The following is a 23,314-nucleotide window of genomic DNA, read 5'->3' as shown; positions in this document are numbered from 1 at the left end:
GGACATGCTGCGCGCCCTGCTCCTGTTCATCTTTCTGATCCCTGGCGCGGCGCATGCCGACCGCCTCAAGGATCTGGCAGATGTGGCAGGAGTGCGGTCCAATCCCTTGGTGGGTTACGGTCTGGTCGTGGGTCTGAACGGCTCTGGCGATGGCAACTCGGGGCTGACGCGGCAGTCCATGCAATCCATCATCTCGCGCCTCGGTCTTGAGGTGGAGGTCAATGACCTTGACGCCAAGAACGCAGCAGCGGTGATGGTCACGGCGGAGCTGCCGCCTTTTCTCAAACCCGGTCAGGTTTTGGACGTGACCGTGTCGACGGCGGGCAAGGCCAAGTCCCTGCAAGGTGGCACGTTGTTGATGACGCCTCTGATGGGGGCCGATGGCGAGGTTTACGCCATTGCCCAAGGCAATCTGGTGGTCGGCGGCCTGGGCGTCGCGGGTGGCGACGGGTCATCGGTGGTGGTCAATGTGCCCACGGTGGGCCGAGTACCGCGCGGCGCCTCAGTCGAGCGGATGGTCGAGACCTCGTTCCTGGAAACCGAATATTTCGTGCTGAACCTGAACCGTCCGGATTTCTCGACAGCGGGCGGCGTCGCCGATGCAATCAATGCACAGTTTGGCGCGGGTGTGGCCGTGGCCTTTGACGGCAGCTCGGTGCGGGTGCGTGCGCCTGCCGATCCGTCGGTGCGCGTTCCCTTCATGGGCCTCTTGCAGGATATCGAGGTCGATCCCGCCGCGCCTCCGGCACAGGTCATCGTCAATGCGCGCACGGGCACGGTCGTGATCGGTGGCATGGTGCGGGTGACGCCTGCGGCGGTGTCGCATGGGTCGCTGACGGTGCGGGTGAACGAGGATTTCAACGTCGATCAGGCGGCGACTGTCGTCAATGGGCGGGATGGTGGCGTGGTCGTTCCAGGCAATGCGGTGGTGACACCGGATACCGAGATCTCGGTGGAGCAAGAAAACAATCCCGCTTTCGTCTTTGATCCGGGCGTTTCGCTCGCCTCACTTGTCGATGCCATCAACGCCGTAGGGGCGAGTGCGGCCGATCTGGTGGCCATTCTCGAGGCATTGCACCGGGCCGGTGCCCTGCGCGCCGAACTCATCGTGATCTGAGGAGCATTCCAAGATGACCCTGCCACCGGTTTCAACGCCCTTTGACCTTGGTCAGACTTCCAGCCTGTCAGACGGCAAGATCGCCGCCAAGGCCGCGCGTCAAGAGGATCGTTTGCGCGGGGCCGCTGAGGGGTTCGAGGCACTTTTTCTGAACCAGATCCTACAATCCGGTCGCGCTGCGTCGTTTGGAGACTCGTTGACGGAAAGTTCGGCGACCCAAACCGCCCAATCCCTGCTGGACAGTACATTGACCGAGGTGGGGGCGGGGCGTGCGGGTCTTGGCCTGTCAGAGGCTATTTACCGCCAGTTTTCCGGCCACTTGGGTGGATCGCAGGAGTAAATCATGGTCGATCTGATGGATATCGGGCGCGGCGGTCTACTTGCATACCGCACGGCGCTTGGTGTGACAGGCGAGAATATCGCCAATATTGATACCGAAGGCTATCGCCGTCGCGATGCGGTGATGCAGGAGGTTGGATATGGTTCGGGCGTTGACGTCGCGGACATCCACCGCGCCTTCGACGGTTTGGTGGCCGCACGCAGCCGCGATGCCCAAAGCGCACTTGGTGCGGCCCAAACCCAACTGAGCCATGTGCAGGCGCTCGAAGATCGGCTGTTGCCGGGGGATGGCGGGCTGCCGGATCTGTTGGACGGATTTTTTGATGCGCTCGATGGCCTGTCGTTGACCCCGGACGATCAGGGCCTGCGACAAGCTGTTCTGAGTGCTGGCACTGCTCTGGCCGGGGGAGTTGCCGACCTGGCAGAAGGGATTGACGTGTTGGCGCGCAATGCGCAGGACGAAACACAGCAGGCCGTAGGCCGGGTCAATACCATCCTCAGTAGTCTATCCGACGTCCAAGAGCGGTTGGCACAGGTCACGGATGAGAGCGCACGTAATCCGCTGTTGGATCAGCGCGACCGGCTTCTCGTCAATCTGTCGGAACTGGTTGCAGTGGATGTCACGCTGGATGACGCAGGGCGCGCAACGGTGCGGCTTGGGGCGGACGGTAGCGGACCGCTGATCCTTGAACGGGGTCGCGCCGGTCGGCTGGAACTCGGCAGCGAGGGACGTTTGATCGTCACCTCTGCCGATACAAACCCTCGCGAGGTACAAACGATTGCGCGTGGGGGTGTTCTGGGTGGGTTGGCCGATGCGGCGGGGACCATTGCCCAAGCCGGGACTGATCTCGATCATTGGGCTGCTCGTTTGGCCGAGCAAATGAATGCGGTGCATTCCCAAGGGCTGACGCCGGTGGGCGAACCTGGGGCTGCGCTGTTTTCTCTTTCGGGATGGGAAACAGAGTCCGGCGCGCTGATGCTTGGCACTGGCTCTGCGCGGTTGGTCATCACTGATGCAACCCAGATGCCCCAAGGACCATTGACGTTGGTACATGATGCGCCCACGGGTCAGTGGCAGGCACGCGACGCGGCAGGACCAACATTGGCTCTAGGTGTTGAAACCCTCAGCCTGCCGGGGCTGCGCATCGAGATGAGTGGCGTTCCGTTCGATGGTGACCGGATAACGCTGACGCGGCAGGACGCTTCGGCGCGTCATATAATGATGGTGTTGACTGATCCCCAAGGACTTGCGGCCGCAGGCACACTGACCGTGAGTGCGGTTTCCGGCAATCAGGGCACTGCGACGCTGAACGCGACCGCCCTGACCACGAACGTCACGGGTCTAACCGATTTGGCGGGTGTCTTAGCGGGCGAGCCGGTCGAGTTTTTGAGCGCTGGTGTCGTTGGGGTAATCCCGGCCGGTACCGCGGACGTGGCTTTGTCAGTTCAGCCGCGTCTTGCAGCGATGGATTTGGTTTTACCGTCGGGGGCGGCTCCGCAGACCTTGAGCCTGACCCTTCCAGAAGGCGAGGTTGTGTTCGATCTGCCTGCCGGCCTTGATGCGACCACTCTGGCGAATGCTCTCAATTCAGGTGCGGTTGAGACTGCCGCAGGTCAAAGCCTGCGCGACCTCGGGTTTTTGGCGGAAGGCTCGGGTGGCACCCTCTCCTTGATGGCGCGCGCCGCGGCGCTGCCATCCTCTGCCAGTCTCGCGACCGATTTGGGCCCTATGGTGGGTGTCGTGGTCGCGGATGCAGCCCCGGCCGCGACTCTTTCGGTTTTTACCCGCGATGGCCGACAGCTCTCGGGTCCACCGCTCAGCGCGTCAGAAGCGGCAGCCTTGTTGACGTCCGAGAATGGGTTCTATCCTGATGCCTCCTACAATGCCGACTACCTTGAGGGGGCAGCACCCTACGGAGGTTTGACCTTTGAGCGTCAGTCGGTCAGTGGCGACTATACGGTCCTTATGGGGCAAGTCGGCGGGATCGCCGCTTGGACGGGTGCCTCGCCCGCAACGGAAACGCCCGGCGCCGTCATCAGCTATGATGGTGCGACACAATCGAGCACGCTGCGTCTACCGGATGGGGCCAATGCGGCCTGGGCTGCAGACCAATTGGCTGATAGTCTTCCGGTGCAGGCCGAGGCTGAAACGCGGCTCTCAGTCGACTTGCCGGCAAGCGGTGTGCTGTCCCTGCGCTTGACTGGACAGAATCTCACGCCAGTCACGATTGAGGCGGACCTTGGTGCCGTTGGCCCTGCGGGACTACAGGCAGCGATCAATGCGCAGTCCGGTGCCACAGGCATTCGGGCTGAGCTATCACCGAATGGCAGCCGTCTTGTGCTGGTGCAGGACGATGGGCTCGATATCACGATTTCACGGCTCGCCCATTCCGGGACGGAGCCTGTTACACTGACCCGGCTTGCGCCGGATGGTGCGACGCTGGGCTCAGTGAGCCTGGGTGCGGGCGGACCGGATGCGGCGCGGATTTCGGGCACGGTGCGCCTGAGTGGTTCTGCGCCCTTTGGCGTATCCGAGAATGGCGTCTTGCAGAGTGCTGTGATGGATGGGTTCGCCAATGGGCTCATCGCGCGGCAAACCAGTGCCGCGGGTGCGCAAGTGATCCTGACCCCGGCGGAACCAGGGCCGGGGGATTTTAGTCTGCGGCGCATAACCGTCATCGGAGCAGATGGGCGCAGTGTGACCGCCGAAGCCGATCCGGCGCTTGGCACTGGCGCCGCGATGGCCAGCGCACTGGCCGCTGATTTGCGTGCCACCGCACCCGCCAGCCAGATCACCGGTGGGGTTCTCAGCGCGCTGCCGCCCGAAGGGGCGCAGATGCGCGTGAGCCTTGGGTCGCAGGACTATGCCATTCGCATGAGTGGCGGTGCGCCCGTGGTCAGTGGTCCCGAAGCAGGGCGGGTTACCGCACGCTTTGACGCAAGCAACCGCCTTATCTTGGAGACGCAAGGCGGCACGCTGGATGGTTCGGCACTGCGCTTGCCTGCGGACGCGGGCGAAGCCGCACGGTTCGGTATGGGAGTTGGGGATGCACCGGTCACGACCGTGATCGGCCAGCCGTTTGACGCGGGCAATCTGCCGTCCAGCTTTACGGTCACGCTGAACGGGCAGGAGCATTCGATCAGTGTCTCGGCTGGGGGAGTTGTGCTGCCGCCAAGCTTTCCGGGAACAGGTCATATCAACACGACCTATGGCCGGGTGGAAATCTCTTTCAGCGCCCATGCGGGAGAGATGATGATAGATGCCCAATCGGGCGCAGCGGCGGCGGGGTTTGACACTCTTGGTCTTAACGCCGAGGTGGTGAACGGAACGCTGCGTTTGACAGCAACCGATGACCGTGTGTTGGACGTGCAGAGCGAGGCAGGCACAAGCGGCTCTGTGCTGCGATTGGCCAGCATCCCAGATGAAGATCTCTTGGTCGTGATGGGTGGTACAGGCGCGCTGCGCCTCGCCGGACAGATCGGCGATGAGCCTGCGACCGAGCGCACGCGTGAACTACGGGTATTGGATGCCGCAAAGGGTCTGGTCGGGCTCTTTGACCGCGATAGTGGCGCACATCTGGCCTCTCGCACGCTTGATGCGGCGGGAACTGCGCAGTTCGGCGATCTGGAGGTGACACTGGGTGGCGGGCGGGTCACGGGCGATAGATACGTCCTATCGCCGAACGCTGGTGGTGCCGGTGACGGGCGCAGCATCGAGGCGCTGGCCAATCTGCGCCAGCGTGACGGGCTGACAGGGCAAGGAGGCTATGCCAGCAGCTTTGCCAGTCTGCAACAGCGGGCGGGTGCGCAGGTGACAGCAAGCCAGAACCGTGCTGCCACCGCCGAAGCCGAGTTTGAAAGCGCTGCGCGCGCGGAATCCGAACTGAGCGGTGTCGATCTGGATACAGAGGCGGCACAACTGATGCAACAGCAACAGGCCTATCAGGCCAATGCGCAGGTTTTGTCGGTGGCGCGTGCGCTGTTCGACACCCTGCTCCAAGCAATATGAGGTATTGAATGAGCATCGGAACAGCCTTTTTTCACAACGTCACCACACGCAACCTGTCGCAGGTCAATGACCGGATTTCCGATCTGCAAGCGCAGGTTTCGTCGGGTGTCAACGATCCGCGACCTTCAGCCGATCCCGTGCGAGCTCTGCGCCTGTCGGCGGCACAAGAGCAACAACAGGCGTTGGAGCGCTATTCGACCAATCTCGAGCGGGCGGGGGCGCGGCTCGATCAGGCTGACACGGTCCTGAGCGAGACTGGCAATCTCATGCGCCGGGTCGGAGAGCTGGCGCTGCGCGCGGCATCGGATACGGCAACCGCAACAGAGCGGGACAGCATTGGCACTGAGGTGCGGGCGCTGCGCGCGAGTTTGCTTGGGCTGGCCAATGCCCGCGATGAGAGCGGTCGCGCGCTCTTTGGCGGCTACGGCACGCAAGCCGATCCGTTCCGAGACGGGGCAGGCGGCGTGATCTATCGGGGTGACGGCGGGCAATCCCGGCTGCAAGTATCTGAATCCATTGGCCTTCCCACCGGGTTGAGCGGTGATACGGTGTTTCGCATGGGGTCTGAGGACGGTGATGTTTTCGCCGTGATCGACGATTTCCTTAGCACTCTTGCCACGGCCAGTTCCGCGCCACGCGCCAGTGCCACTGGCGACGGCCAATTGAGCCTTGAACCGGCGTTGAGCCGCGCCCCGGCGGAATGGACAATGACCGTTGAAGGGCCGTTGGGCCGGGCCACGATCACCTATGAGGCAGCGCAAGGCGCTCTGTCTTGGGCGGTTGAGGCGATCAACGCCCAGACGGCAACGACCGGGATCAGTGCTGCGCTTGACCCGGATACGGGCGGGTTGAGCCTGTCTGCACAGGGGAATATCACGGTTTCAGGGGTTGCCAGCCAACCTGATCCTGGCGGTGTCTTGGTCTCGGCCCGCGATGCCCAAGGTGCGACGCAGGCGATTGTGCCGAGTGGGCGGACGCGGGATGCGGTGATTGACCGGCTCCAGAGTGCCACGGATCACCTGATTGACCAGCGCACGCAGTTGGGGGCGCTGTCGGCGGATGCGGCGCGGCAATCAGATGTGATCGACAATCGCAAGCTGGCGATGGACCGGGCGGTTGCCGGTCTCGAGGATCTGGATCTCGCGGATGCGCTCACGCGGTTGCAGCAATCAATGCTGACACGGGATGCCGCGCAACAGACATATGCACGGATCACGCAGCAAAGCCTGTTTGATTTTCTAAGGTAAATCAATGACCTGCGATGCTTTCTTTGGCCACGCCAAGTTCAGGAGCAGTCTAGGCTGACTTGGCCCACCGCTTGCAAAGTGGGGGCATGAGACATGCTATACCCTTGATCCTGGCCCTGCTTTGCGCGCCGGTTTTCGCCTTCGCGACCCCTGTGAATTGTGAGGCGCTTGCGGCGCAGGCGTCGGAACGGCATGGTTTGCCGGAGGGATTGCTGAGCGCTATCGCGCGCACGGAATCGGGGCGTGCGCAGGGCAAGTCGGGCGCGCGCGCCTGGGCCTGGACCTCGAACGTACGGGGAAAAGCCTTTTATTATCAAAGCAAAGAGGAGGCTCTGACGCATCTGCGACAGTTGGTGAATCGTGGGGTGCGGGAGTTTGATGTGGGGTGTATGCAGCTTAATTATCGCTGGCATGGGGATCATTTCGCCGATCTCGAAGAGATGATCGATCCAGCGCAGAACACGGAGTATGCGGCCCGCTATCTGAGTGAATTACGTTCAGAAACAGGGAGTTGGGACGCGGCGACGCGGTATTATCATTCGCGTGATCCGGACCGGGGGGCCGCCTATCTGGGGCGGGTGCGCAAGGTTCTGGCGCGGCTTGGGCCGGTCGAGCCGGTGCAGGCAGGGGTACAGCATGTACAATTTGTACGCGCTGACGGTACACAGCCCGGACCAAGCCTGCCGCCGCGCATGGCTCCGCGCCTCGAAGCGCCGTTGGTGCGCGAAGATCGACGATTTTTGGGCAACGCGCCGCTCGTGACGCTGGCGGGCGACGTGCAGTATTGGGACGACTCGGCGCTGCCGGAGGGGGCGCTACCACGGATGCCGGACCGTCCAATCGGCCAAAAGCGCCGTCAGTGATCCCGACTACGCGTATCCGCGACCCAATCCCTATCTTTAGAGTGTTGTCCGAGTCCTTTTGCACGCTCTGAGGGTGCGCAAGATGCTGCTAGGAAGGTTAGTAACCAAAGGGATAGTAGGTCGCATAGTATGACAAGTTATTGGACGGCGTCTTCGCTCACGGAGCAATTTCCGATTGATCTTCGGCTTGATGCGCTATTGGTCGGCGACTCGCCGATGATGCGGCGGGTCAAGCAGACGATCAACATCATTGCCCCAAGCGATGTCCCTGTCTTGATCACCGGCCCCACGGGCGCGGGCAAGGAAGTGGTGGCGACTGCGCTGCATCTTATGTCGGGTCGCACTGGCCCGATGATTCCGGTCAATTGCGGAGCCATTCCGGCTGATCTTTTGGAATCCGAACTTTTTGGACATGAAAAGGGATCGTTCACCGGGGCGCTCAATCGGCGGATCGGGTTGATCGAGCAGGCCGAGGGCGGAACCCTCTTTCTCGACGAAATCGGCGAGACCCCGTTGCATGTGCAGGTCAAGCTGCTGCGCGCGCTGGAGACCCAGACCATTCAGCGGGTGGGGGGCGGAGAGCCGATTGCCGTGAATTTCCGCCTGCTGAGCGCAACCCACCGCGACCTGCACCAAGATGTTGTCGAAAAGCGGTTCCGGGAGGACCTGTTGTTTCGGATCGAGGTGTTCAGCCTGTGCATGCCTGCGCTCTGCGACCATGCCGAGGACATTCCGCAGATCCTGCGCACCATGGAGCAGAGCAACCGGGGCGGTGCCACGCTTCAGTTGACGCCGGGCGCGCTGGCGCTTTTGATGGCCTATGACTGGCCGGGCAATGTGCGTGAACTGCGCAATTTCCATGACCGCGCGCAGATCCTGTTCCGCAACCGGACCATTACCGAGGATGAGGCGCGTGTTGCCATGGTGCCGCGCCTCAGCTTTCCGTCCAAAGACCCCATTGCGCCCGAACCGTCGGTCGAGGCCGTGCCGGTGGGCACACCCGATCTCAAGGACATGTTGGCGGAGAACGGCTCGCTCGATCTGCGGACCATGTTGCAGCGGGTTGAGGTCAAGGTGATTCAATCGGCGCTGGAACTGAGCCACGGGCGGGTCACGCGCGCCGCTGAAATGCTGCGGCTGAAGCGGACCACGCTGATCAGCCGGATGCAAAAGCTGGGTCTCGAGTCAGACAGTCTCTGACGTGGTGCTGTCGCGGTCCGTTGGGGCGCTCAGGTAAGGCGCGAAATCGGTGCGAAACTCTTGGAGAAGGGATTTGGCCGCAGCGACCAGATCGCTCTGGGCGGGATCGCGCCCGTCGCGGGCCAAGGTTTCCGCCTCTGAGAGTGTTTCCGTGAGCTCTTCCAAGCCGATGAAGCCGGTTGAACCAACCGCCTTGTGAATGATCTGGGCCTTGTCGTCGAGCGACAGGTCGGGATTGATCATCGCCGCGAAGGCCAGCTCTGCATCGCCGAGCGTGGCGCGGACCAATCGAACGGCTGTATCCGGTCCCACCAGCGCGCTCAGATCCTGCATGGCGGATGCGGATTCGCGGCTCTCCGTTAGGGGGGGCTCTGCCGGTTCTTTGGCGGACTCTGCGTGAGAGTGATCGCGCCGGGTGTCGCGGATGGCGCGGGCCAGATGCTGCTGACTGACGGGTTTGGTCAGCACATTGTCCATCGCTGACGCCTGCCCCTCGCCGGTATGGGCGCCGATGAGGGCGGTCACGCCGATGATCACCGTCCGGGCAGACGGACCACCAGATTTCCGGATCGTCGCAGCAGCGGTGGGCCCGTCCATCACCGGCATGGAAAAATCCATCAGGATCACGTCAAAAGCCTCGGCCTGCGCCTTGTCCACCGCCTCTTGGCCATTCACGGCGGTTTCGGGGTGGTGACCCATGCGGCGCACCATTTCGGTCATCAGGGTCAGATTGATGTCGTTGTCATCGACAACAAGGACGCGGCGCGGTGTGTCTTGGATCTCAATCCGGGCGTCGGAGGGCGGTGGGGTCAGCCCCTTTTCAGGGGCTTGCGACAGGCGCAGCGGGATTGTGAAGAAGAAGCGGCTCCCGACGTCGGGCGTGCTGACGAGGTCCAGGGCGCCACCCTGCCGCTCGATGGCCAGTCGGGCAATGGGCAGCCCAAGCCCTGTGCCCATGGTGGAGTTCACTTCGCTGCGGCCAACTGTCTCGAAGCTCTCGAAGATGCGTTTCTGGTTTTCGGGCGCAATGCCGACGCCGGTGTCCTCGACCTCGACCGTAAGATTGAGGTCTTCGGGGGCATGTCCAGCAAGGCTGAGGCGGATGGTGATGACGCCGCTCTTGGTGAATTTGACCGCATTGCCCGCAAGATTGTAGAGCGCGCGCGATAAGGCGCTTGGCAATCCCTCGAAGCGATGGGCGCCGAAGGCACCTTGGGTGATCAGTTCGATCCGGTTGTTGGATTTCAACGCCAGTGGCTGCAATTCGTCGACGATGTCGGCGGCAATGCGGGCCGGATCGAAGAGCACGGGTGTTTCCGTGCTCTCGCCCAGCCTGGTCAGTTCCAGCACGTCATCGACCTGATCGAGCGCGCGCGCGCTGCAATCGCGGGCGGTTTTCAGCAGGCCGCGGTTTTCGGGGGACATCTGCGCCTCTTCGATCAATCCGAGCGAGGCCATCAGCCCATGCAGCGGCGTGCGCATTTCATGGCTCATGGTGGCGAGGAACATGCTCTTGGCGCGGGCCGCCTGTTCGGCCTGTTGCAGAGCCTCGCGGAGGTTCGAGGCGGCCTCGAATTGGGCAGAGACGTCACGGATGAAGATGATGATGATGGGTTGGCCGGAAATGTCATGGTCCGTGACCAGCGACAGTTCGACCGGGATTTCGCGCCCGACCGCGTTGCGACACGCCCCGAGCATTGATCCCTTGCCAATCAGATCCTCGACGCTGTCATGGTCGGCGGTATCATGCGCCCCCGGCACCACGATGTCATCGGCACGCATGGTCCGGAGCTCTTCGGACGTGTAGCCCAGAATGCGGTGCGCGCGCGCGTTGCTGTAGAGGATGCGCGACTGGGGATCAGTCACGATCACCGCATTCAGGGTCGAATTGAAGGCGGTCGAGAGCATGGCTGCGATGCGGCCTGTTTCGGCGGTGCGCCGTTCCAGTTCGCGCCAGAGGCGCACGGCCAGAACCGCCCCGATCGCCATCAGGACGAACAGGACCAGAGATTGCACGAAGAACCGGACGAAGAGGCGCTTTTCTTCTTGGCGGACGCGGGTGGTTTCGGTGGTGATTTCTTGAAGCCCGGCCACGGTGATGTCGCGCACCATCGGATAGGAGCGATGCACCGCGTCGCGAAAGGCGTCGAGGGCCTGTGGGTCGCTGACGGTGATCGTGTCGATTCGGTTGGCCAGCCGCTCGCGGGTGATTCTGAGGCGATCCACCTGCGCGAGCAGCGCCTCGGAGGCCTTCATACGTTGCAGGGTCGAGGTGAAGATGTCGATCCGGCTGTAGAAGATGTCGAACTCGCGTTTGACCTGAGCCAGGTTTTCCGGAGTCAGCGGCGCGTTGATCTGGGGGCGAAGGTCAAGGACGGCATCGTCCAGTTTTTGCATCAGGCCGAGGTGATCCACCTCCAACTGCGCCACCACCCAACCGCCGTTGTCGGTATTGGCCGAACGGATCGCATCCAGACGCTGTTGAAACGCCATCGCGCTGACCAGCAGCGCGATGCTGGAGATGAGCATCAGAAACAGCAAGATCTGCGCCGTAAGACGCTTGGTTGTGTTGAAGACCCTGTCGGGGCCGGTGCCGTTGGAGGGGGCGTGTATCACGGATCACTCAGCGAGAATGTCGATCTGCTTGAGTTGCCACACGCTCAGGGTGAAATACTCTTCGCTCTGGAAGCGGGTGTCGATGTCGTAGGGGAACACCAGCCAGAGCGGACCTTTTTCACGCAGCGGGAAGGGGGCACCGTCGATCCGGTTGGCGAGGATCGGCACGGTATCTTCCAGCCGTTCCTCGGGGAAGGTGACGTTATAGTCGTTGATCGCGTGGATGCGCAGGGTGCCGGGCGCGCTGCCGGCGGCCTTTAGCACCGCCATGAGCGCGGGGCCGGAGAATGATTTGGGCGTCGTGTCGGTCCAAATCGTCGTGGTCTCGAAGCTCTGTTGCGGCAGGGCGAGTAGCTCTGCGTCGGTGAAGGTGGTGGTCTGTCCGCTGCGCAGGTCGTTGACGGTCAGGATGACCGCGTCGTCTGCGGCATAGGTCGCGACGGATTGGGCTAGTGTCAGGCCCAGGGCGGCCAGTGTCAGAAAGAATCTACGGTTCATGATGTGTCTCTTACGGTTACTAAAACAAGGTGCATTCGCTGCGTATCTTTTAGCAGAGTTTTTTGCAGGGGCCGCCATATCTAAAGGTAACGCACTATCTAAAGATAGCTCTGCTACTATGATTGGATGTGCTTTTGTCAGCACCCACAACCCATAGTAGGCATCACGCAAATATGATACAAAGTTTCACCTTTGAACGGGATCGTCTGATGGCGATCACATGATCGGAATGACCCGAACACCTTGAGCAATTCGGTGTGCCCAATGTGTGATATGCGGTTCGAATCGGAGGCGGGCATCGGGCGTGGCGGCCAGCAGGACCATGATCGCGCGGGCGCGCCCGTCAGACGGTGCCTTGAGGCCCAGACGGGCGTGATGCCAGAGGCCGTCCCCAAAGCTGACCTCGCCGTCGCGGTCCTGCAAGAGCCGTGCTGTCCATTTGATGCCGAGCGTGTCGAATTCCATATCATAAGGCGGTTCCTGGGTCGTGCTGACGCGCACCGCGTGGGTATGGAGAAAGTCGAACAAAACATCCGGGTCGAGCAAGAGGATGTCAGAGGCAATCGCGACCCAGCCATCGGCCACGCGCCGGTCGAGGGCGCACCATTCCTGTTGGCCATGGGTGCGAAAGGCGAGGTGGTCCCCTTCTCTCAGAGCCTCGGCGATTTCATAGCTGCGTGATCCGATCGAGACCTGTGCGAAAGGAGCCTCGGCACTACAGACATGCCCATGGCTGGCGCAACGGGATTGACTATCGGTGCGGGGGACAAAGGTGTCGGTCATAAGTGTCTGGCTATGCATGCTGGGTTCTCGATCGAGGGTTGGGGTCTGATTGAGTCAACGGCCTGTTGAGCCGAGATTTTAGGGCGTGACTTGGCATGAACTCTGCACGGTGAGGGGAAAGCCGGATCGTCCGGCGTCTGCAACACCCGAAGGAACGCGGCATGAGCACCACACCCGCCGAGCTGGAACACAGCATTCAATTGGCTCTTGAGGCGGCGACTGCCGCGAATGACAGCGCCGAGGACGTGGCGCGCCTGTCGTCCGATACCTTGGCCGCCGCCGCGCGGCTGGACAAGTTTGCCAAGGGGATGAAGCCACTGATGCTGGGCGTCGTGGCGGCTGCGGTGCTCTGCGTTGCCTTGGCGGGGCTGGTCTATCTGCGCACCCTGTCGGACATGCGCACCGCGACCGCCACCCAGATCGAAGCGCTGACGGTATTTTCCAAATCTGTCGGCGAATTGCAGGCGCACATGACCGCGCTGGAGGGATTGTCGGACAGCGTGACAGCGATTGAGGCGGCACAGACCGCCGGGATCGACCGGTTGGAGGCAGTGTTGACGCAAGAGGCCGCGCGTCTTGGCGAGGCAATGGCGAGCGACGGGGCAGAAGATCCCGCCGCGCCGCAAATGCTGCGCAGTCTCTCGGAGGCCCTGCAAGCCAGTCATGTGGAAACACGCGAGGCATTTGCCCAAGGGCTGTCGGATCTGCAACTGGCGATGACCCGGATGTTGGCGGAACGCCCGGAGGTGACGAGATCTGCGGCGCAAAGCAGTGTCGCGCCGGCCAGATCCGTCGCCAAGACCCCATCGCGCAAGAAGCCGCAAGCGCGCGTGGAGCCCAATCCCTTTGGCTTTCCATAGGATGGCCTGCGCATGAGTCCCATAGACATCCCGCGCCAAGATCAGGCGCCCGGCGTGCTGGCGCTCGCGTCGGCCAATCCGCAGGGCAAGGCGCTGGGGCTGCGGCCCGGTGACATTCTGCTGCGCGTCGATACCCATGCGGTTGACGGGCAGACCAAGGATCTGTTGGCCCGGTTCAAGGAACACCCCGAGCGCCCGCGCGTGCTCTGGATGCGACGCGATGCAAAGGTTTGGCCGGTTCTGGCGCGCACGGCAATCCTTGGACGGTGGCGGGCCATGCCTTGGCCCGATACGGCCGCGCGCTTGCCCGAGCCATTGCTGGCAGCGCGGTTGCGCAATTATGATGTGATGATCGGGCCGGACGATATTTATGATGCCCAACCGCAGAAGCCCGCGGTTCTGGGCCTCGTGCCGCCGCTCTATATGCTTCAGATGCGACTTTGGACGCCTCTGGCCATCTGGGCGGCGCTGTCGGTGCTCTGTGTGCCGTTGGGATGGGGGGCGGGGGGCGCGCTTCAGGCGTTGATCTGCATCTATTTCTGGCGCGCGGCACCGATGCTGGTGCGTGTGGATCGTATGGCGCGCGGTTTCCGTCTCTGGCGGGTGATTGCGGCCCGGTCAGAGCGAGACCTGCACCGTCAGATGGTCGCGCTGGCCCCGGAGCTGCGGTTCTTTCACGCCGCCGGGCGGCCTGATCTTGCCGAGGCGCGCTGACGCCCCGGCCGCGTTTTACATTGCGTTCAATTTGCCCTGCCGTTTGCGCTGAAACGACGAGGGAATGTGCATCATGTCGCGGTATTTCGCGACGGTGCGCCGCGCCAAGACGGGACCATCGGCGCTGACCATCTGGGCGATGGCATCATCGCTGAGGGGATTGGTGGGGTCTTCATTGGCGACCATCTTTTGGATGCGGTAGCGGACGGCGGCGGCAGAGGCCCCGCCTTCGCCATCGGCATCCCCGGCCAGTGCCGTGCTGAAGAACCGCTTGAGCCCCATGGTGCCCTGTGGCGTCACCATCAGGATGCCGGTGGTCACGCGGCTGACGGTGCTCTCGTGAACGCCGATGGCCTGTGCCACATCGGCCAGTGTCATCGGGGCGATGCGGGCCGGACCATGTTCCAGAAAGGCGGCCTGACGGCGGACGATTTCCGCACCCACCGCGAGGGCCGTCTGGTTGCGATGCTCGACTGCGCGGCGCAGCCAGCGGGCGACGCCAAGGCGTTCGCCGACATAGTCACGGGCGCGTTTGTCCTGAGTGGCGGCGGCGGCGCTGGCCTCGTTCACCAGAACGGCGGGCAGGGTGGAGCGATTGAGATCAACTCTCCAGCCGGTCGCGGCTCGGGTCACGATCAGGTCGGGCTCGCGCTCGATCAGATCACCGATGAGGAAATCGGCCCCCGGTTTCGGGTTGAGGCTGCGGAGGTGTTTGAGCGTGGTGCGCAGATCGTCCATCGAACAGGCGCAGACCCGTGCCAATCCGGTGAGATCAGCGGCGGCGAGGCGCGGCAGGTTGTTGAGAACGGCGCGAAAAATGGGTGTCATCAGCCCCAGATCCTCGGCCTGAAGCGCCAGACATTCCGCGAGAGTGCGGGCAAAGAGGCCGGTCGGTTCGACCGCTTGCACCGCGTGCAGCATATGTTCGGCCTCGTCCATGTCGAGGGCGCAGGCAAAGGCGATCTCTTCCAGCGGTTCGCCCAGCCAGCCGTTTTCGTCGAGCGCCTCGAGAAAGCGATCCGCGATGTGGCGGTCGTGAGCGGTGTTGAACATCAGGTCGAACTGCGCCGCGACATGGGCATAGAGCGAGAGCGGGTGATCTGCGATGCGGCCGCTGGCATCGTCGCCGTCATTGCCCTTGCCACCGGAATGCGGCAGGCTGGGGAGGGCGCGTTCGGAGCTGGCGACTTCGATGAAGGGGTTTTCCTCGGCTTCCTGCTCGATATAGCGTTGCAGGTCGGTGTTGGACAGTTGCAGCAGGGCAATCGCCTGTTGCATGTGGCCGGTCATCACAAGCCCCTGAGTCTGGGCGGTGCGCTGAGAAATTTGCATGTTCATCGTATTTTCTCCAATCTCTTGCTTAAATACCTATCTGGCTTGTCGTTAGACTGAAGACTCGGAATTCGACGCTGGCGGACGTGTCGATGCAATGGCGGAAAAATCGCGTAACCCTCTTTGATTAAATTGAAAAAACCCCAACGATAGCGTTGGGGTTCTTTCGATACTGTCGAGATTTCGACGTTTACCGGAGCAGCGAGAGCACACCTTCGGCCGACTGGTTGGCCTGTGCGAGCATCGCGGTGCTGGCCTGGGACAGAATTTGCGACCGCGCCATCTCGGACGATTCCTTGGCAAAGTCGGCATCCATGACGCCCGAACGCGCGGCTTGAACGTTGACCGTGATGTTGGTCAGGTTCGAGATCGTGCTGTCGAGGCGGTTGGACACGGCACCGAGGTCGGACCGGGCCTGGCTGACCTTTTGCAGAGCGACGTCAATCACCTTGAGGGCGTCGGCGGCACCGGTCTGGGTGGTCAGGTCGATTTCGGCAACCGAGCTGAGCTCGGAGGTGTTGGCTGCGCCTTCAAAGAACACTTCGCCTGCTGTCACCTCATCGGTGCCGACCGAGAACTGCTTGGTCGAGCTGAGTGCGACCTGACCGCTGACGGCCATGTCATTGTCGGTGTCGTCGAGCGTTGCCGTATGGACGCCAGCGGTTGCGCCGGCTGCGGTGCCGTCGGAGTTGAGCGCTGTTGCGGCCATTGTGGTCGCGCCGGTGCCGGTTGTGAAATCCTCGATCAGGATGTCGGCGCCGGTGGCGTCGGTCAGTTTGATCGTCGAATTGTCATCGCCCATCGTTGCGGTGACGCCAGTCCGGCCAGTCTGGTTGTTGATCGCATTGGCAATGCCGCGCAGGTCGCCGGTGTCGGAGATTGCGATCGTGCCGATGTTCACGCCGTTGACGTCAAAGGTGACCGTGTCCGCAGCGGAGAAGCCCGACAGTTCCATGTTGGTCTCGGCGGACGCCGTGACGCCGGTCGAGGCGCTGACGTCATTGATGGCAGCGGCCATTTCCTGAGCCGATTGACCGGCTGTTGTGGTCAGTTCGGCGCTACCGGCAAAGCCAGTGATGTTGATGGTCGATGCGGCTGTGATGCCGGTGTCTGTGGTGCCGGCCCCTGCGGCGAGCGACACGTCGGACATCATCGTATGCGCGCCGATATCGGTGGCGGCGGCGCTGTCCACGCTGATGTTGAGCACCTGGCCCGAGTCAGCACCGATCTGGAACTGCTTGCCCGAGAAGGAGCCGTCGAGCACGTTCATACCGTTGAAGGTGGTGTCTTTGGCGACACGGTTGATTTCGGTCACAAGCTGCTTGGCTTCTGCGCCGAGGTTGGAACGGTCGGAGGCAGTGTTGGTATCGTTCGCAGACTGAACGGCCAGTTCGCGCAGACGCTGGAGCATGTTCGAGACTTCCGAGTGTGCGCCCTCGGTCGTGTCCAGCAGGTTCTTGCCGTCGGTGGCGTTCCGAACCGCCTGATTGAGGCCGGTGATCTGCGAAGTCATCTTTTCCGCGATGGCCATGCCGGCGGCATCGTCCTTGGCGGCGTTGATGCGCAGGCCTGAGGACAGGCGGCTCATCGCGGCATTCATATCGTCGTTGACGCGGCTCATGTTCGCTTGTGCAGTGATCGCGCTGATGTTGGTATTAATTGTGGTCATGTTCAGTCTCCTGACTTGGCTTGTTACGTTTGCCAGCGCTAGATGGGTGTACGCTGCCCAGCGCTTGACAAGAGCAACGGCGGCCCCGGAGAATGTTTAGCAGGAATTCTAGTAAATTCTTATAAGCATATGATTTAAAATGATATAATACTTTTCTCGCAATCGTATTTGGCTTGGTATGGTTCTTGCCCCATCCCTGCCGAGGCCCGGTATGTTGCCGGTCGCCACGCTTGCTCAGGGAGTCCCGCCAATGGATATTGCTTCGCTCATCGGATTGATCGGTGCGGTGGGAATGGTGATTGGCTCGATGCTGGCGGCGGGTGGTCTGGGGCCGTTCATAGATATCGCCTCGGTTCTGATCGTGTTTGGCGGGACGTTCTTTGCGGTCATGTATAAATGCACCATGCCGGTTTTCCTGCGCAGCTTTGGTGCGATGGGCAAGGCGTTCATGCCCAAGGCGCCGAGCAAAGAGGAGCTGATCACCAAGATGGTCGAGCTGTCGGATGTCGCGCGCAAGAGCGGGTTGATGGCGCTTGAAAATCAGGAAGTGCCGGACAAGTTCTTTTCCAAGGGTCTGCAAATGCTGGTCGATGGCGCGGACGAGTCGAAGTTGGTCAAGCAATTGTCGGAAGAGATCAAGGCGATGAAGGTGCGTCATGGCGAGGTGCATGAGGCGCTGCGCGGCTGGATCGACATTGCCCCGGCGATGGGCATGATCGGCACGCTCATTGGTCTGGTGCAGATGTTGGGCAACATGGCCGACCCCAAAGCGATCGGCCCTGCCATGGCGGTGGCGCTTTTGACCACGCTTTACGGGGCGTTTATCGCCAATGTCATGGTTGGCCCGGTTCTGTCGAAACTCGAAGGATACACCGAGAGTGAAGCCGCCTATCGCGACATGGTTCTGGCGGGGTTGCGCAATATCGCGCGTGGCGAATCCGGGCGAAATGTGCAAGAGCAGATGGTTGCGGTGATGCCGCCCAAGATGCAGCTCAAGTTGTTGGCAGCCTGAGGCGGTGTGACCCATGGCGCGTAAACCCATCCCCCTGCCAGTTCCCATCGAAACTCCGCCCGATGACTGTCCGAAATGCCCGCCCAAGGGTGCGCCTGCGTGGATGGCGACCTTTGCCGATATCGCCACGCTTCTGATGGCGTTTTTCGTTCTGATCCTGTCCTTTGCCGAGTTCAACCAGCCCAAGTTCAAAATGGTGGCGGGATCGCTGAGCATGGCCTTTGGCGTGCAGCGGCAGGTGCCGGTGATGGAGCAGCCCAAGGGCACGGCGATCCTTGATCTGTCGTTCAGCCCGTCGCCGGAAATGTCGGTGACAGAGCAGATGACGCAGGACACGACCGAGACCGAGAACCCCGAAATCGACCGTCCGGTGACGGAGGAGCAGGGCAAGGGGTCTGCCGAAGGCGAGGGCGCTGACGATCCGGGTCAGGCCGAGGCGACAGAATTGGCGCAAGCGCTGCAAGAGGCATTGCACCAGGGGAAGGTCAAGGTCGAGACCCGTGATGGCACGGTGGTGATGAGCTTTGAGGCGGCCGATGACGAGAGCCTGCCGTCGCAGTTGACCGAGGCGGCCGAGGCATTGCAGCAGGCCGCAGAGGCCACGGGGCAATCCACCTCGGATGTGATGTTGCAGGGATTGGCCGAGGCATTGCCGCAGATGGCAGAGGCCGCGCAGAAAGAGGCCGACACTCAAGCGGAAGCAGGCAAGGCCGAACGCAGCGCCGCTCTTGCCGATGCGCAATTGCAGGTCGCCTTGCGGCAGGAAATCGGCGAGGGGCTGGTGACGGTCGAGCAGCGCGAAGACAAGGTGATCATCACAGTCGGGGCTGGCGGAGCCTTTCCATCCGGCGGGGCGGACTTGACCGAAGAGGCGCGCGATGTGATGGCGCGACTGGCCTTTGCGGCGATGGGTGAGGCGAGCAATATCGTCGTGACCGGGCATACCGATACGGTGCCGCTTGGCGGTGGATCGACCTATCAGGACAATTGGGGGCTGGCCGCAGCGCGGGCCTCTGCAGTGGTGCGCGAGCTTTCTGGGTCGGGGTTGATCGAGCCCGAGCGCCTGACGGCGACAAGCCGGGGTGAATCGATGCCGGTCAGCGACAACGACACACCTGAAGGCCGCGAGTTGAACCGCCGAATCGAGATCGAGATCACCTATTGAGGCGGCAGGGCTAACAGCCTGCTGCATTGTGCCGTTGTCAGGGGCGAAGAGGGTATATCATGGAAAACGATATTCTGACGTCGCTGAACCGAGGCGGCACCGGCATCAACATCGCGGAGTTGTCCGACTCGCTGACGCAGGCCGAGATTTCGCCGCGGCGTGAGTTGATCACCGACCGGATTGACCGGGCCGAGCTGCGCTTGTCGGGCTATGATCGGTTGCGCGGTCAGGCCGATCGGATGACCGAAGCCTTGGACCTCATGCGGACCCTGTCGCCGCGCACGGTCAGTAGCGATACCAGCGCGGTATCGGCCACGATCAGCGATCCGGCAGCGGTTGATTTGACGACTGCGAAAATTGGTGTGACGCAGTTGGCGCAGGCGCAGGTTCTGGAATTTGGCGGCTTTACCGACGCTGCGGCAGAGATCGGCGCGGGCGTTCTGACCGTTGATTTCGGAGCGTGGACAGACGATGTCCCGCCGGTGTTCACCGCCGGTGCGCGCGCAGGGCAGACCGTGACGTTTCAGGCCGGCAGCAGTCTGGCCGATATCGCCGAAGCGCTGAGCACGTTTGAGGGCGTATCGGCGCGGGTGATTGATGTGGGGGACGGCACATTCTCGCTCGGGATCATATCCGAGACTGGCGAACAGAATGCCTTGCGTTTGAGTGTCGCGGCGGGGGCGGATGCCGGGCTTGCCAGCTTTGATATCAGCGCCGGGCCGGGTGCAATTCAAGTGCAGAGCGCACAGGATGCTCAACTGAGTTTCAATGGGATCAACGTGACCCGTGCCAGCAATCAGATCGACGATCTCTTGCCCGGCCTCTCGGTGAATCTGAACGCGACCACGGCGGTGGATGCCAGTGTGTCGGCGCGTCCCAATGCCGAAGGCTCGCTGGAGGTGATGCAGAGTTTCGTCGATATCATCAATGCCACGCAGACCCTTGTCAAAACGCTGACCGCGCGCGGATTTGGCGAGGCGGGTGTTGCGGGTGATCTGGCGGGCGACAGTCTGGCCGATGGGGTGCTGCGCGGGATTGAGCGGGTCCTGTCACGGGGGTTCGGGGACCGGGGCACGCATTTGGCGGATATCGGTATTCAGACCGAGCGCGATGGGAGTCTCACGCTTGATGCGGACCGTTTCACCAAGGCTCTGACGGCCAATCCGTCGCTTCTCGATCCGTTGATCCGTGATGATCTGACGGGGCAGACGGTGCGGATCAGCGGCACGCCTGCGACGAGGTCGGAGGCCGGTCGCTTTGCCTTGTTGCGCGATCCGGCCACTGGGATTGCCACTCTGTCGGGGGTGACCTTGTTGGGCGCTGAGCAAGAGAATGGCGACTGGACTTATCGCGTGCCATCAGGCCCGATGCGGGGTCTCACGCTGACGGTGTCTGCCGAAACGGACCTGGCTGAGGTCAACTTTGCCCCCAGTATGGTCGGCAGTTTGCAATCCTATCTCGCGGGTTTTCTTGCCGATGGGAATGCGTTGGAGCAGCGCGAGCGCTCTCTGAGTTCTTCCATTGCCACCGAGACCACCGCACTCGAGGCGTTGGATTTGCGGGCGGAGGAGGTGCGCACGCGCTATCTTGGCCAGTTCACACAAATGGAATTGATCGTCACGCAGCTCAATTCGACCGGCGATTATCTGCAAAACCTGATTGACGGATGGAACTCTGACAACTGAGGTGACCGGCAGACGAGCGCCTCTGGTTGATCGGATTGGGCGTCGTGCAGAGCGTGAGCTGCGGTCGCGCTCTGACCACTCTGCGATCACCTCAACAACGGAAAGGCACCTGCCATGGCTGACTATGAAGTGGCCTATCAAACTTATCACGGTGTGCCATTGGGCGCGCAGCCATATCTAACCCAAGCGACGATCTCGACGGATGACATCGGCGGTGTGCACCGAGGGGTGCTGTGGGACCGTGGTCCGGTCATTGGGGTGGGAACGCATGTTGTGCTGGATGGCGCGCGTTACACCGTGCTGGGGTCCGGGCGCGCGCAGCCGGGGCTGTCGCTCTTCGGGGTTCTCGAAGGGACGGGTGAGGCCCGGGATCTGCTGATGCTTCGGAATGACATGAGCGGCGAGACCGTGTTTCTCTATCCCGACGTTGTGCCCGATGCGCCCGGGATGATGGCGCTTGTGGTTGACGTGACGCCCGTCGGTTACCGGCTGGATGCCGACGCCCCGCTGTCATTTGTCACGGGCACCTCAATCCTGACCCCGACGGGTGAGAGCAAGGTGCAGTCTTTGGGTGCGGGGGATCATGTTCTGGATGTTTCGGGGCAAGAGCGCGTGGTGATCTGGGTTGGAGCGCAGGAGGTGGATCTTGATTTGACCACCTCAAACAGTGTCGCGCCGGTCCGGTTCGAGGTGGGCGCGCTCGGCGCGGGCCATCCCATGCGACCGCTCAAGCTGTCGCCGCAGCACCGGCTTCCGCTGCCGGATCAGGGCGGGGAGGCGGCACCCACGACCGGCCCTGCCGCAGGATTTGTCGGCATGCCAGGCATACGCCGCGCTCATCTGATCGGGATGCTGGGCTATCATTGCATTTTGCTGGATCGTCAGGCGCTCATCCTTGCCAATGGGGCGGCGGTCGAGAGCCTCTATCCCTGCGCGCGGACGCTTGCGCGGCTTGACGCAGAGCAGCGCGCCGAGGTCCGTGTGGCATTGGCGGCGGCGGGTTATGCGCACAGGCCCTATCCGCGTCTCGGGCCAAGTCTGAGCCTTGGCGAAACGCGCGATGCGCTGGGCCTCTGGCCCGAGGAATTGTCAGACCCTGAGGCCCGGAAAACGGGTTGAGCCAGACCTGCTGTCTGGCGGTTTGACCCGGTGGGATCATTCCGCCGCGTGGCTGTGGAGCCGTGCCTGCATCAGATCGCGCAACTGGTTGATCGCGGCCTTTTTGATCTGCGAGACCCGCCCGGTGGTCACATCCAGGATTGCGGCAATTTCATAGACGTTGAGTTCTTCGACATAGTAGAGTTGCAGAACGAGCGCCGAGCGTTCGGGGAGATCTTCGAGCGCGTTCTTCAAGAGCGCCTTGAGTTGCAGATGCTCAACCTCGTCCTCGGGGGTCGCGGCATTGTCGCTGAAGAGGATCGAGTGATCGGTATAGACCTCGTCCAGCGACTGCAACTGATTGGTCTGAAACCGGTTTTCCCAGTCCTGAAAGGTCGCGGTGGACATCTCCAGCGATTTGGCCAGTTCAGGCACGTCGGGTTCGCGGCCCAATTGTTGCGAGAGTTTGCGGCGGGTGGCCTCGATCTTTTGGCGCATGGTGATCGAGTTGCGGCAGAGGTTCGAGTTGCGGCGCAGATGGTCGATGATCGAGCCACGAATACGGATCGCGGCATAGGCCGCAAAGCTGACCCCATCACAGACCGAATAGCGTTGGGAGGCGTCGATCAGCCCCAGATATCCCGCCTGAAGCAGATCGTCGATTTCGATGAAGCGGCCCACGCGGCCATGAAAGTGCCACGCCAACCGCTGCACCAGCGGCATGTGTTGCTCGACCAGTCGGTTGGGATTGGGTTGTTGTTCAGCATAGCTCTGCGGGGCGATCATGACCGGGCCTCCGGCTCTGAGCCGTGACGGCGAAAAAGGACGGACGGGCTCGGGGTTTCAATCGGGTCGGGGATGTTTGCAGGCTCGGGGGCGGCGGCATCCTCGAGCACGCGCAGCCCCTCGACCAGCTGGTCGGGCGCAGACGCCCAGAGCGGCACGAGCCCACCGGCGTTGAGGGCGGCGCGATCCTCGGCGTCCTGGGCCGCGTCTTGTATATCCGTGAGGATCGCGGCCTCGGTCAGGCCTGCCCATTGGCGGTGCAGGGCCGTGATCCGGTCCGCGCGCAGACCGCCCGGCATCACCAGCGCGGCGCGCGCCTCG

The 23,314-nt window shown here is 62.3% G+C and carries 19 protein-coding genes; 12 read left to right on the top strand and 7 right to left on the bottom strand.

Features of this window, described 5'->3' with window-relative positions:
• Positions 1-4: 4 nt before the first annotated feature.
• From VR71_RS07040 to VR71_RS07015, 6 genes are all read left to right on the top strand, one after another.
• The gene (locus VR71_RS07040; protein ID WP_045682399.1) at positions 5-1,117 is read left to right on the top strand and encodes a flagellar basal body P-ring protein FlgI; all 1,113 of its coding nucleotides are present in this window, start codon (positions 5-7) and stop codon (positions 1,115-1,117) included.
• A 13-nt stretch (positions 1,118-1,130) separates the two neighbouring features.
• Positions 1,131-1,457 (top strand): rod-binding protein, encoded by a 327-nt coding sequence (locus VR71_RS07035; protein ID WP_296430020.1) that lies wholly within the window; start codon positions 1,131-1,133, stop codon positions 1,455-1,457.
• Between the two features lie 3 nt (positions 1,458-1,460).
• A complete protein-coding gene (gene flgK, locus VR71_RS07030; protein WP_045682397.1) occupies positions 1,461-5,465 on the top strand; it encodes a flagellar hook-associated protein FlgK in 4,005 nt (1,334 codons plus the stop codon).
• An 8-nt stretch (positions 5,466-5,473) separates the two neighbouring features.
• Positions 5,474-6,712 carry a flagellar hook-associated protein FlgL gene (flgL, locus tag VR71_RS07025; protein WP_045682395.1) on the top strand — a complete coding sequence of 413 codons (1,239 nt, stop codon included), beginning with the start codon at positions 5,474-5,476 and terminating at the stop codon, positions 6,710-6,712.
• An 86-nt stretch (positions 6,713-6,798) separates the two neighbouring features.
• Positions 6,799-7,575 carry a transglycosylase SLT domain-containing protein gene (locus VR71_RS24740; RefSeq protein WP_296430018.1) on the top strand — a complete coding sequence of 259 codons (777 nt, stop codon included), beginning with the start codon at positions 6,799-6,801 and terminating at the stop codon, positions 7,573-7,575.
• Positions 7,576-7,704: 129 nt separating this feature from the next.
• Complete coding sequence (locus VR71_RS07015; protein ID WP_045682393.1) at positions 7,705-8,775, top strand: sigma-54-dependent Fis family transcriptional regulator; 1,071 nt, start codon at positions 7,705-7,707, stop codon at positions 8,773-8,775.
• Here VR71_RS07015 and VR71_RS07010 read toward each other — a convergent pair.
• The 3 genes from VR71_RS07010 to VR71_RS07000 form a co-directional block, all read right to left on the bottom strand.
• On the bottom strand, positions 8,761-11,391 hold the full coding sequence (locus VR71_RS07010; protein WP_045682392.1) for an ATP-binding protein: 2,631 nt from the start codon (positions 11,389-11,391) through the stop codon (positions 8,761-8,763). The two genes, VR71_RS07015 and VR71_RS07010, sit on opposite strands and share 15 nt — an antisense overlap.
• A gap of 3 nt (positions 11,392-11,394) precedes the next feature.
• A complete protein-coding gene (locus VR71_RS07005; RefSeq protein ID WP_045682391.1) occupies positions 11,395-11,889 on the bottom strand; it encodes a hypothetical protein in 495 nt (164 codons plus the stop codon).
• Positions 11,890-12,105: 216 nt separating this feature from the next.
• A complete protein-coding gene (locus tag VR71_RS07000; RefSeq protein WP_296430016.1) occupies positions 12,106-12,690 on the bottom strand; it encodes a hypothetical protein in 585 nt (194 codons plus the stop codon).
• A 143-nt stretch (positions 12,691-12,833) separates the two neighbouring features.
• On the opposite strand from VR71_RS07000, the gene VR71_RS06995 reads away from it, so the two are divergent.
• Positions 12,834-13,532 carry a hypothetical protein gene (locus tag VR71_RS06995; RefSeq protein ID WP_045682388.1) on the top strand — a complete coding sequence of 233 codons (699 nt, stop codon included), beginning with the start codon at positions 12,834-12,836 and terminating at the stop codon, positions 13,530-13,532.
• 12 nt (positions 13,533-13,544) lie between these two features.
• Positions 13,545-14,246 carry a hypothetical protein gene (locus VR71_RS06990; protein WP_296430014.1) on the top strand — a complete coding sequence of 234 codons (702 nt, stop codon included), beginning with the start codon at positions 13,545-13,547 and terminating at the stop codon, positions 14,244-14,246.
• A 15-nt stretch (positions 14,247-14,261) separates the two neighbouring features.
• On the opposite strand, the gene rpoN is transcribed toward VR71_RS06990, so the two are convergent.
• Entirely contained in the window at positions 14,262-15,584 is a 1,323-nt protein-coding gene (gene rpoN, locus VR71_RS06985; protein ID WP_045682386.1) for an RNA polymerase factor sigma-54, read from the bottom strand.
• A gap of 184 nt (positions 15,585-15,768) precedes the next feature.
• A complete protein-coding gene (locus VR71_RS06980; protein WP_045682384.1) occupies positions 15,769-17,247 on the bottom strand; it encodes a flagellin in 1,479 nt (492 codons plus the stop codon).
• Between the two features lie 250 nt (positions 17,248-17,497).
• Between VR71_RS06980 and VR71_RS06975 the strand changes: the two genes are divergently transcribed.
• The 4 genes from VR71_RS06975 to VR71_RS06960 all read left to right on the top strand — a co-directional run bounded on the left by VR71_RS06975 (position 17,498) and on the right by VR71_RS06960 (position 22,228).
• Positions 17,498-18,259 (top strand): MotA/TolQ/ExbB proton channel family protein, encoded by a 762-nt coding sequence (locus VR71_RS06975; protein ID WP_045682382.1) that lies wholly within the window; start codon positions 17,498-17,500, stop codon positions 18,257-18,259.
• Between the two features lie 13 nt (positions 18,260-18,272).
• A complete protein-coding gene (locus VR71_RS06970) occupies positions 18,273-19,424 on the top strand; it encodes an OmpA family protein (protein WP_045682380.1) in 1,152 nt (383 codons plus the stop codon).
• A 59-nt stretch (positions 19,425-19,483) separates the two neighbouring features.
• Positions 19,484-21,109: a flagellar filament capping protein FliD gene (gene fliD, locus VR71_RS06965; RefSeq protein ID WP_045682377.1), complete on the top strand. Its 1,626-nt coding sequence runs from the start codon at positions 19,484-19,486 to the stop codon at positions 21,107-21,109.
• A gap of 114 nt (positions 21,110-21,223) precedes the next feature.
• Positions 21,224-22,228, top strand: a complete 1,005-nt coding sequence (locus VR71_RS06960; RefSeq protein WP_045682375.1) for a Hint domain-containing protein — start codon at positions 21,224-21,226, stop codon at positions 22,226-22,228.
• A 36-nt stretch (positions 22,229-22,264) separates the two neighbouring features.
• Here the strand turns inward: VR71_RS06960 and VR71_RS06955 are convergent, their stop codons facing one another.
• Entirely contained in the window at positions 22,265-22,993 is a 729-nt protein-coding gene (locus VR71_RS06955; RefSeq protein WP_045682373.1) for a sigma-70 family RNA polymerase sigma factor, read from the bottom strand.
• Positions 22,990-23,314 (bottom strand): hypothetical protein (locus VR71_RS06950; RefSeq protein WP_045682371.1); only part of this gene is annotated, 325 nt, incomplete at its 5' end. The genes VR71_RS06950 and VR71_RS06955, both read right to left, overlap by 4 nt.

This window comes from Roseovarius sp. BRH_c41, assembly GCF_000961715.1.
Taxonomy (GTDB): Bacteria; Pseudomonadota; Alphaproteobacteria; order Rhodobacterales; family Rhodobacteraceae; genus Roseovarius.
Note: the sequence above shows the minus strand (reverse complement) of the source record. Positions and strands in the feature narration are given on the sequence as shown.

Coding starts and splice junctions, on each gene's coding strand:
- VR71_RS07040 (WP_045682399.1), top strand. CDS start 5: ATGCTGCGCGCCCTGCTCCTGTTCATCTTTCTGATCCCTGGCGCGGCG.
- VR71_RS07035 (WP_296430020.1), top strand. CDS start 1,131: ATGACCCTGCCACCGGTTTCAACGCCCTTTGACCTTGGTCAGACTTCC.
- flgK (WP_045682397.1), top strand. CDS start 1,461: ATGGTCGATCTGATGGATATCGGGCGCGGCGGTCTACTTGCATACCGC.
- flgL (WP_045682395.1), top strand. CDS start 5,474: ATGAGCATCGGAACAGCCTTTTTTCACAACGTCACCACACGCAACCTG.
- VR71_RS24740 (WP_296430018.1), top strand. CDS start 6,799: ATGAGACATGCTATACCCTTGATCCTGGCCCTGCTTTGCGCGCCGGTT.
- VR71_RS07015 (WP_045682393.1), top strand. CDS start 7,705: ATGACAAGTTATTGGACGGCGTCTTCGCTCACGGAGCAATTTCCGATT.
- VR71_RS07005 (WP_045682391.1), bottom strand. CDS start 11,889: ATGAACCGTAGATTCTTTCTGACACTGGCCGCCCTGGGCCTGACACTA.
- VR71_RS07000 (WP_296430016.1), bottom strand. CDS start 12,690: ATGCATAGCCAGACACTTATGACCGACACCTTTGTCCCCCGCACCGAT.
- VR71_RS06995 (WP_045682388.1), top strand. CDS start 12,834: ATGAGCACCACACCCGCCGAGCTGGAACACAGCATTCAATTGGCTCTT.
- VR71_RS06990 (WP_296430014.1), top strand. CDS start 13,545: ATGAGTCCCATAGACATCCCGCGCCAAGATCAGGCGCCCGGCGTGCTG.
- rpoN (WP_045682386.1), bottom strand. CDS start 15,584: ATGAACATGCAAATTTCTCAGCGCACCGCCCAGACTCAGGGGCTTGTG.
- VR71_RS06980 (WP_045682384.1), bottom strand. CDS start 17,247: ATGACCACAATTAATACCAACATCAGCGCGATCACTGCACAAGCGAAC.
- VR71_RS06975 (WP_045682382.1), top strand. CDS start 17,498: ATGGATATTGCTTCGCTCATCGGATTGATCGGTGCGGTGGGAATGGTG.
- VR71_RS06970 (WP_045682380.1), top strand. CDS start 18,273: ATGGCGCGTAAACCCATCCCCCTGCCAGTTCCCATCGAAACTCCGCCC.
- fliD (WP_045682377.1), top strand. CDS start 19,484: ATGGAAAACGATATTCTGACGTCGCTGAACCGAGGCGGCACCGGCATC.
- VR71_RS06960 (WP_045682375.1), top strand. CDS start 21,224: ATGGCTGACTATGAAGTGGCCTATCAAACTTATCACGGTGTGCCATTG.
- VR71_RS06955 (WP_045682373.1), bottom strand. CDS start 22,993: ATGATCGCCCCGCAGAGCTATGCTGAACAACAACCCAATCCCAACCGA.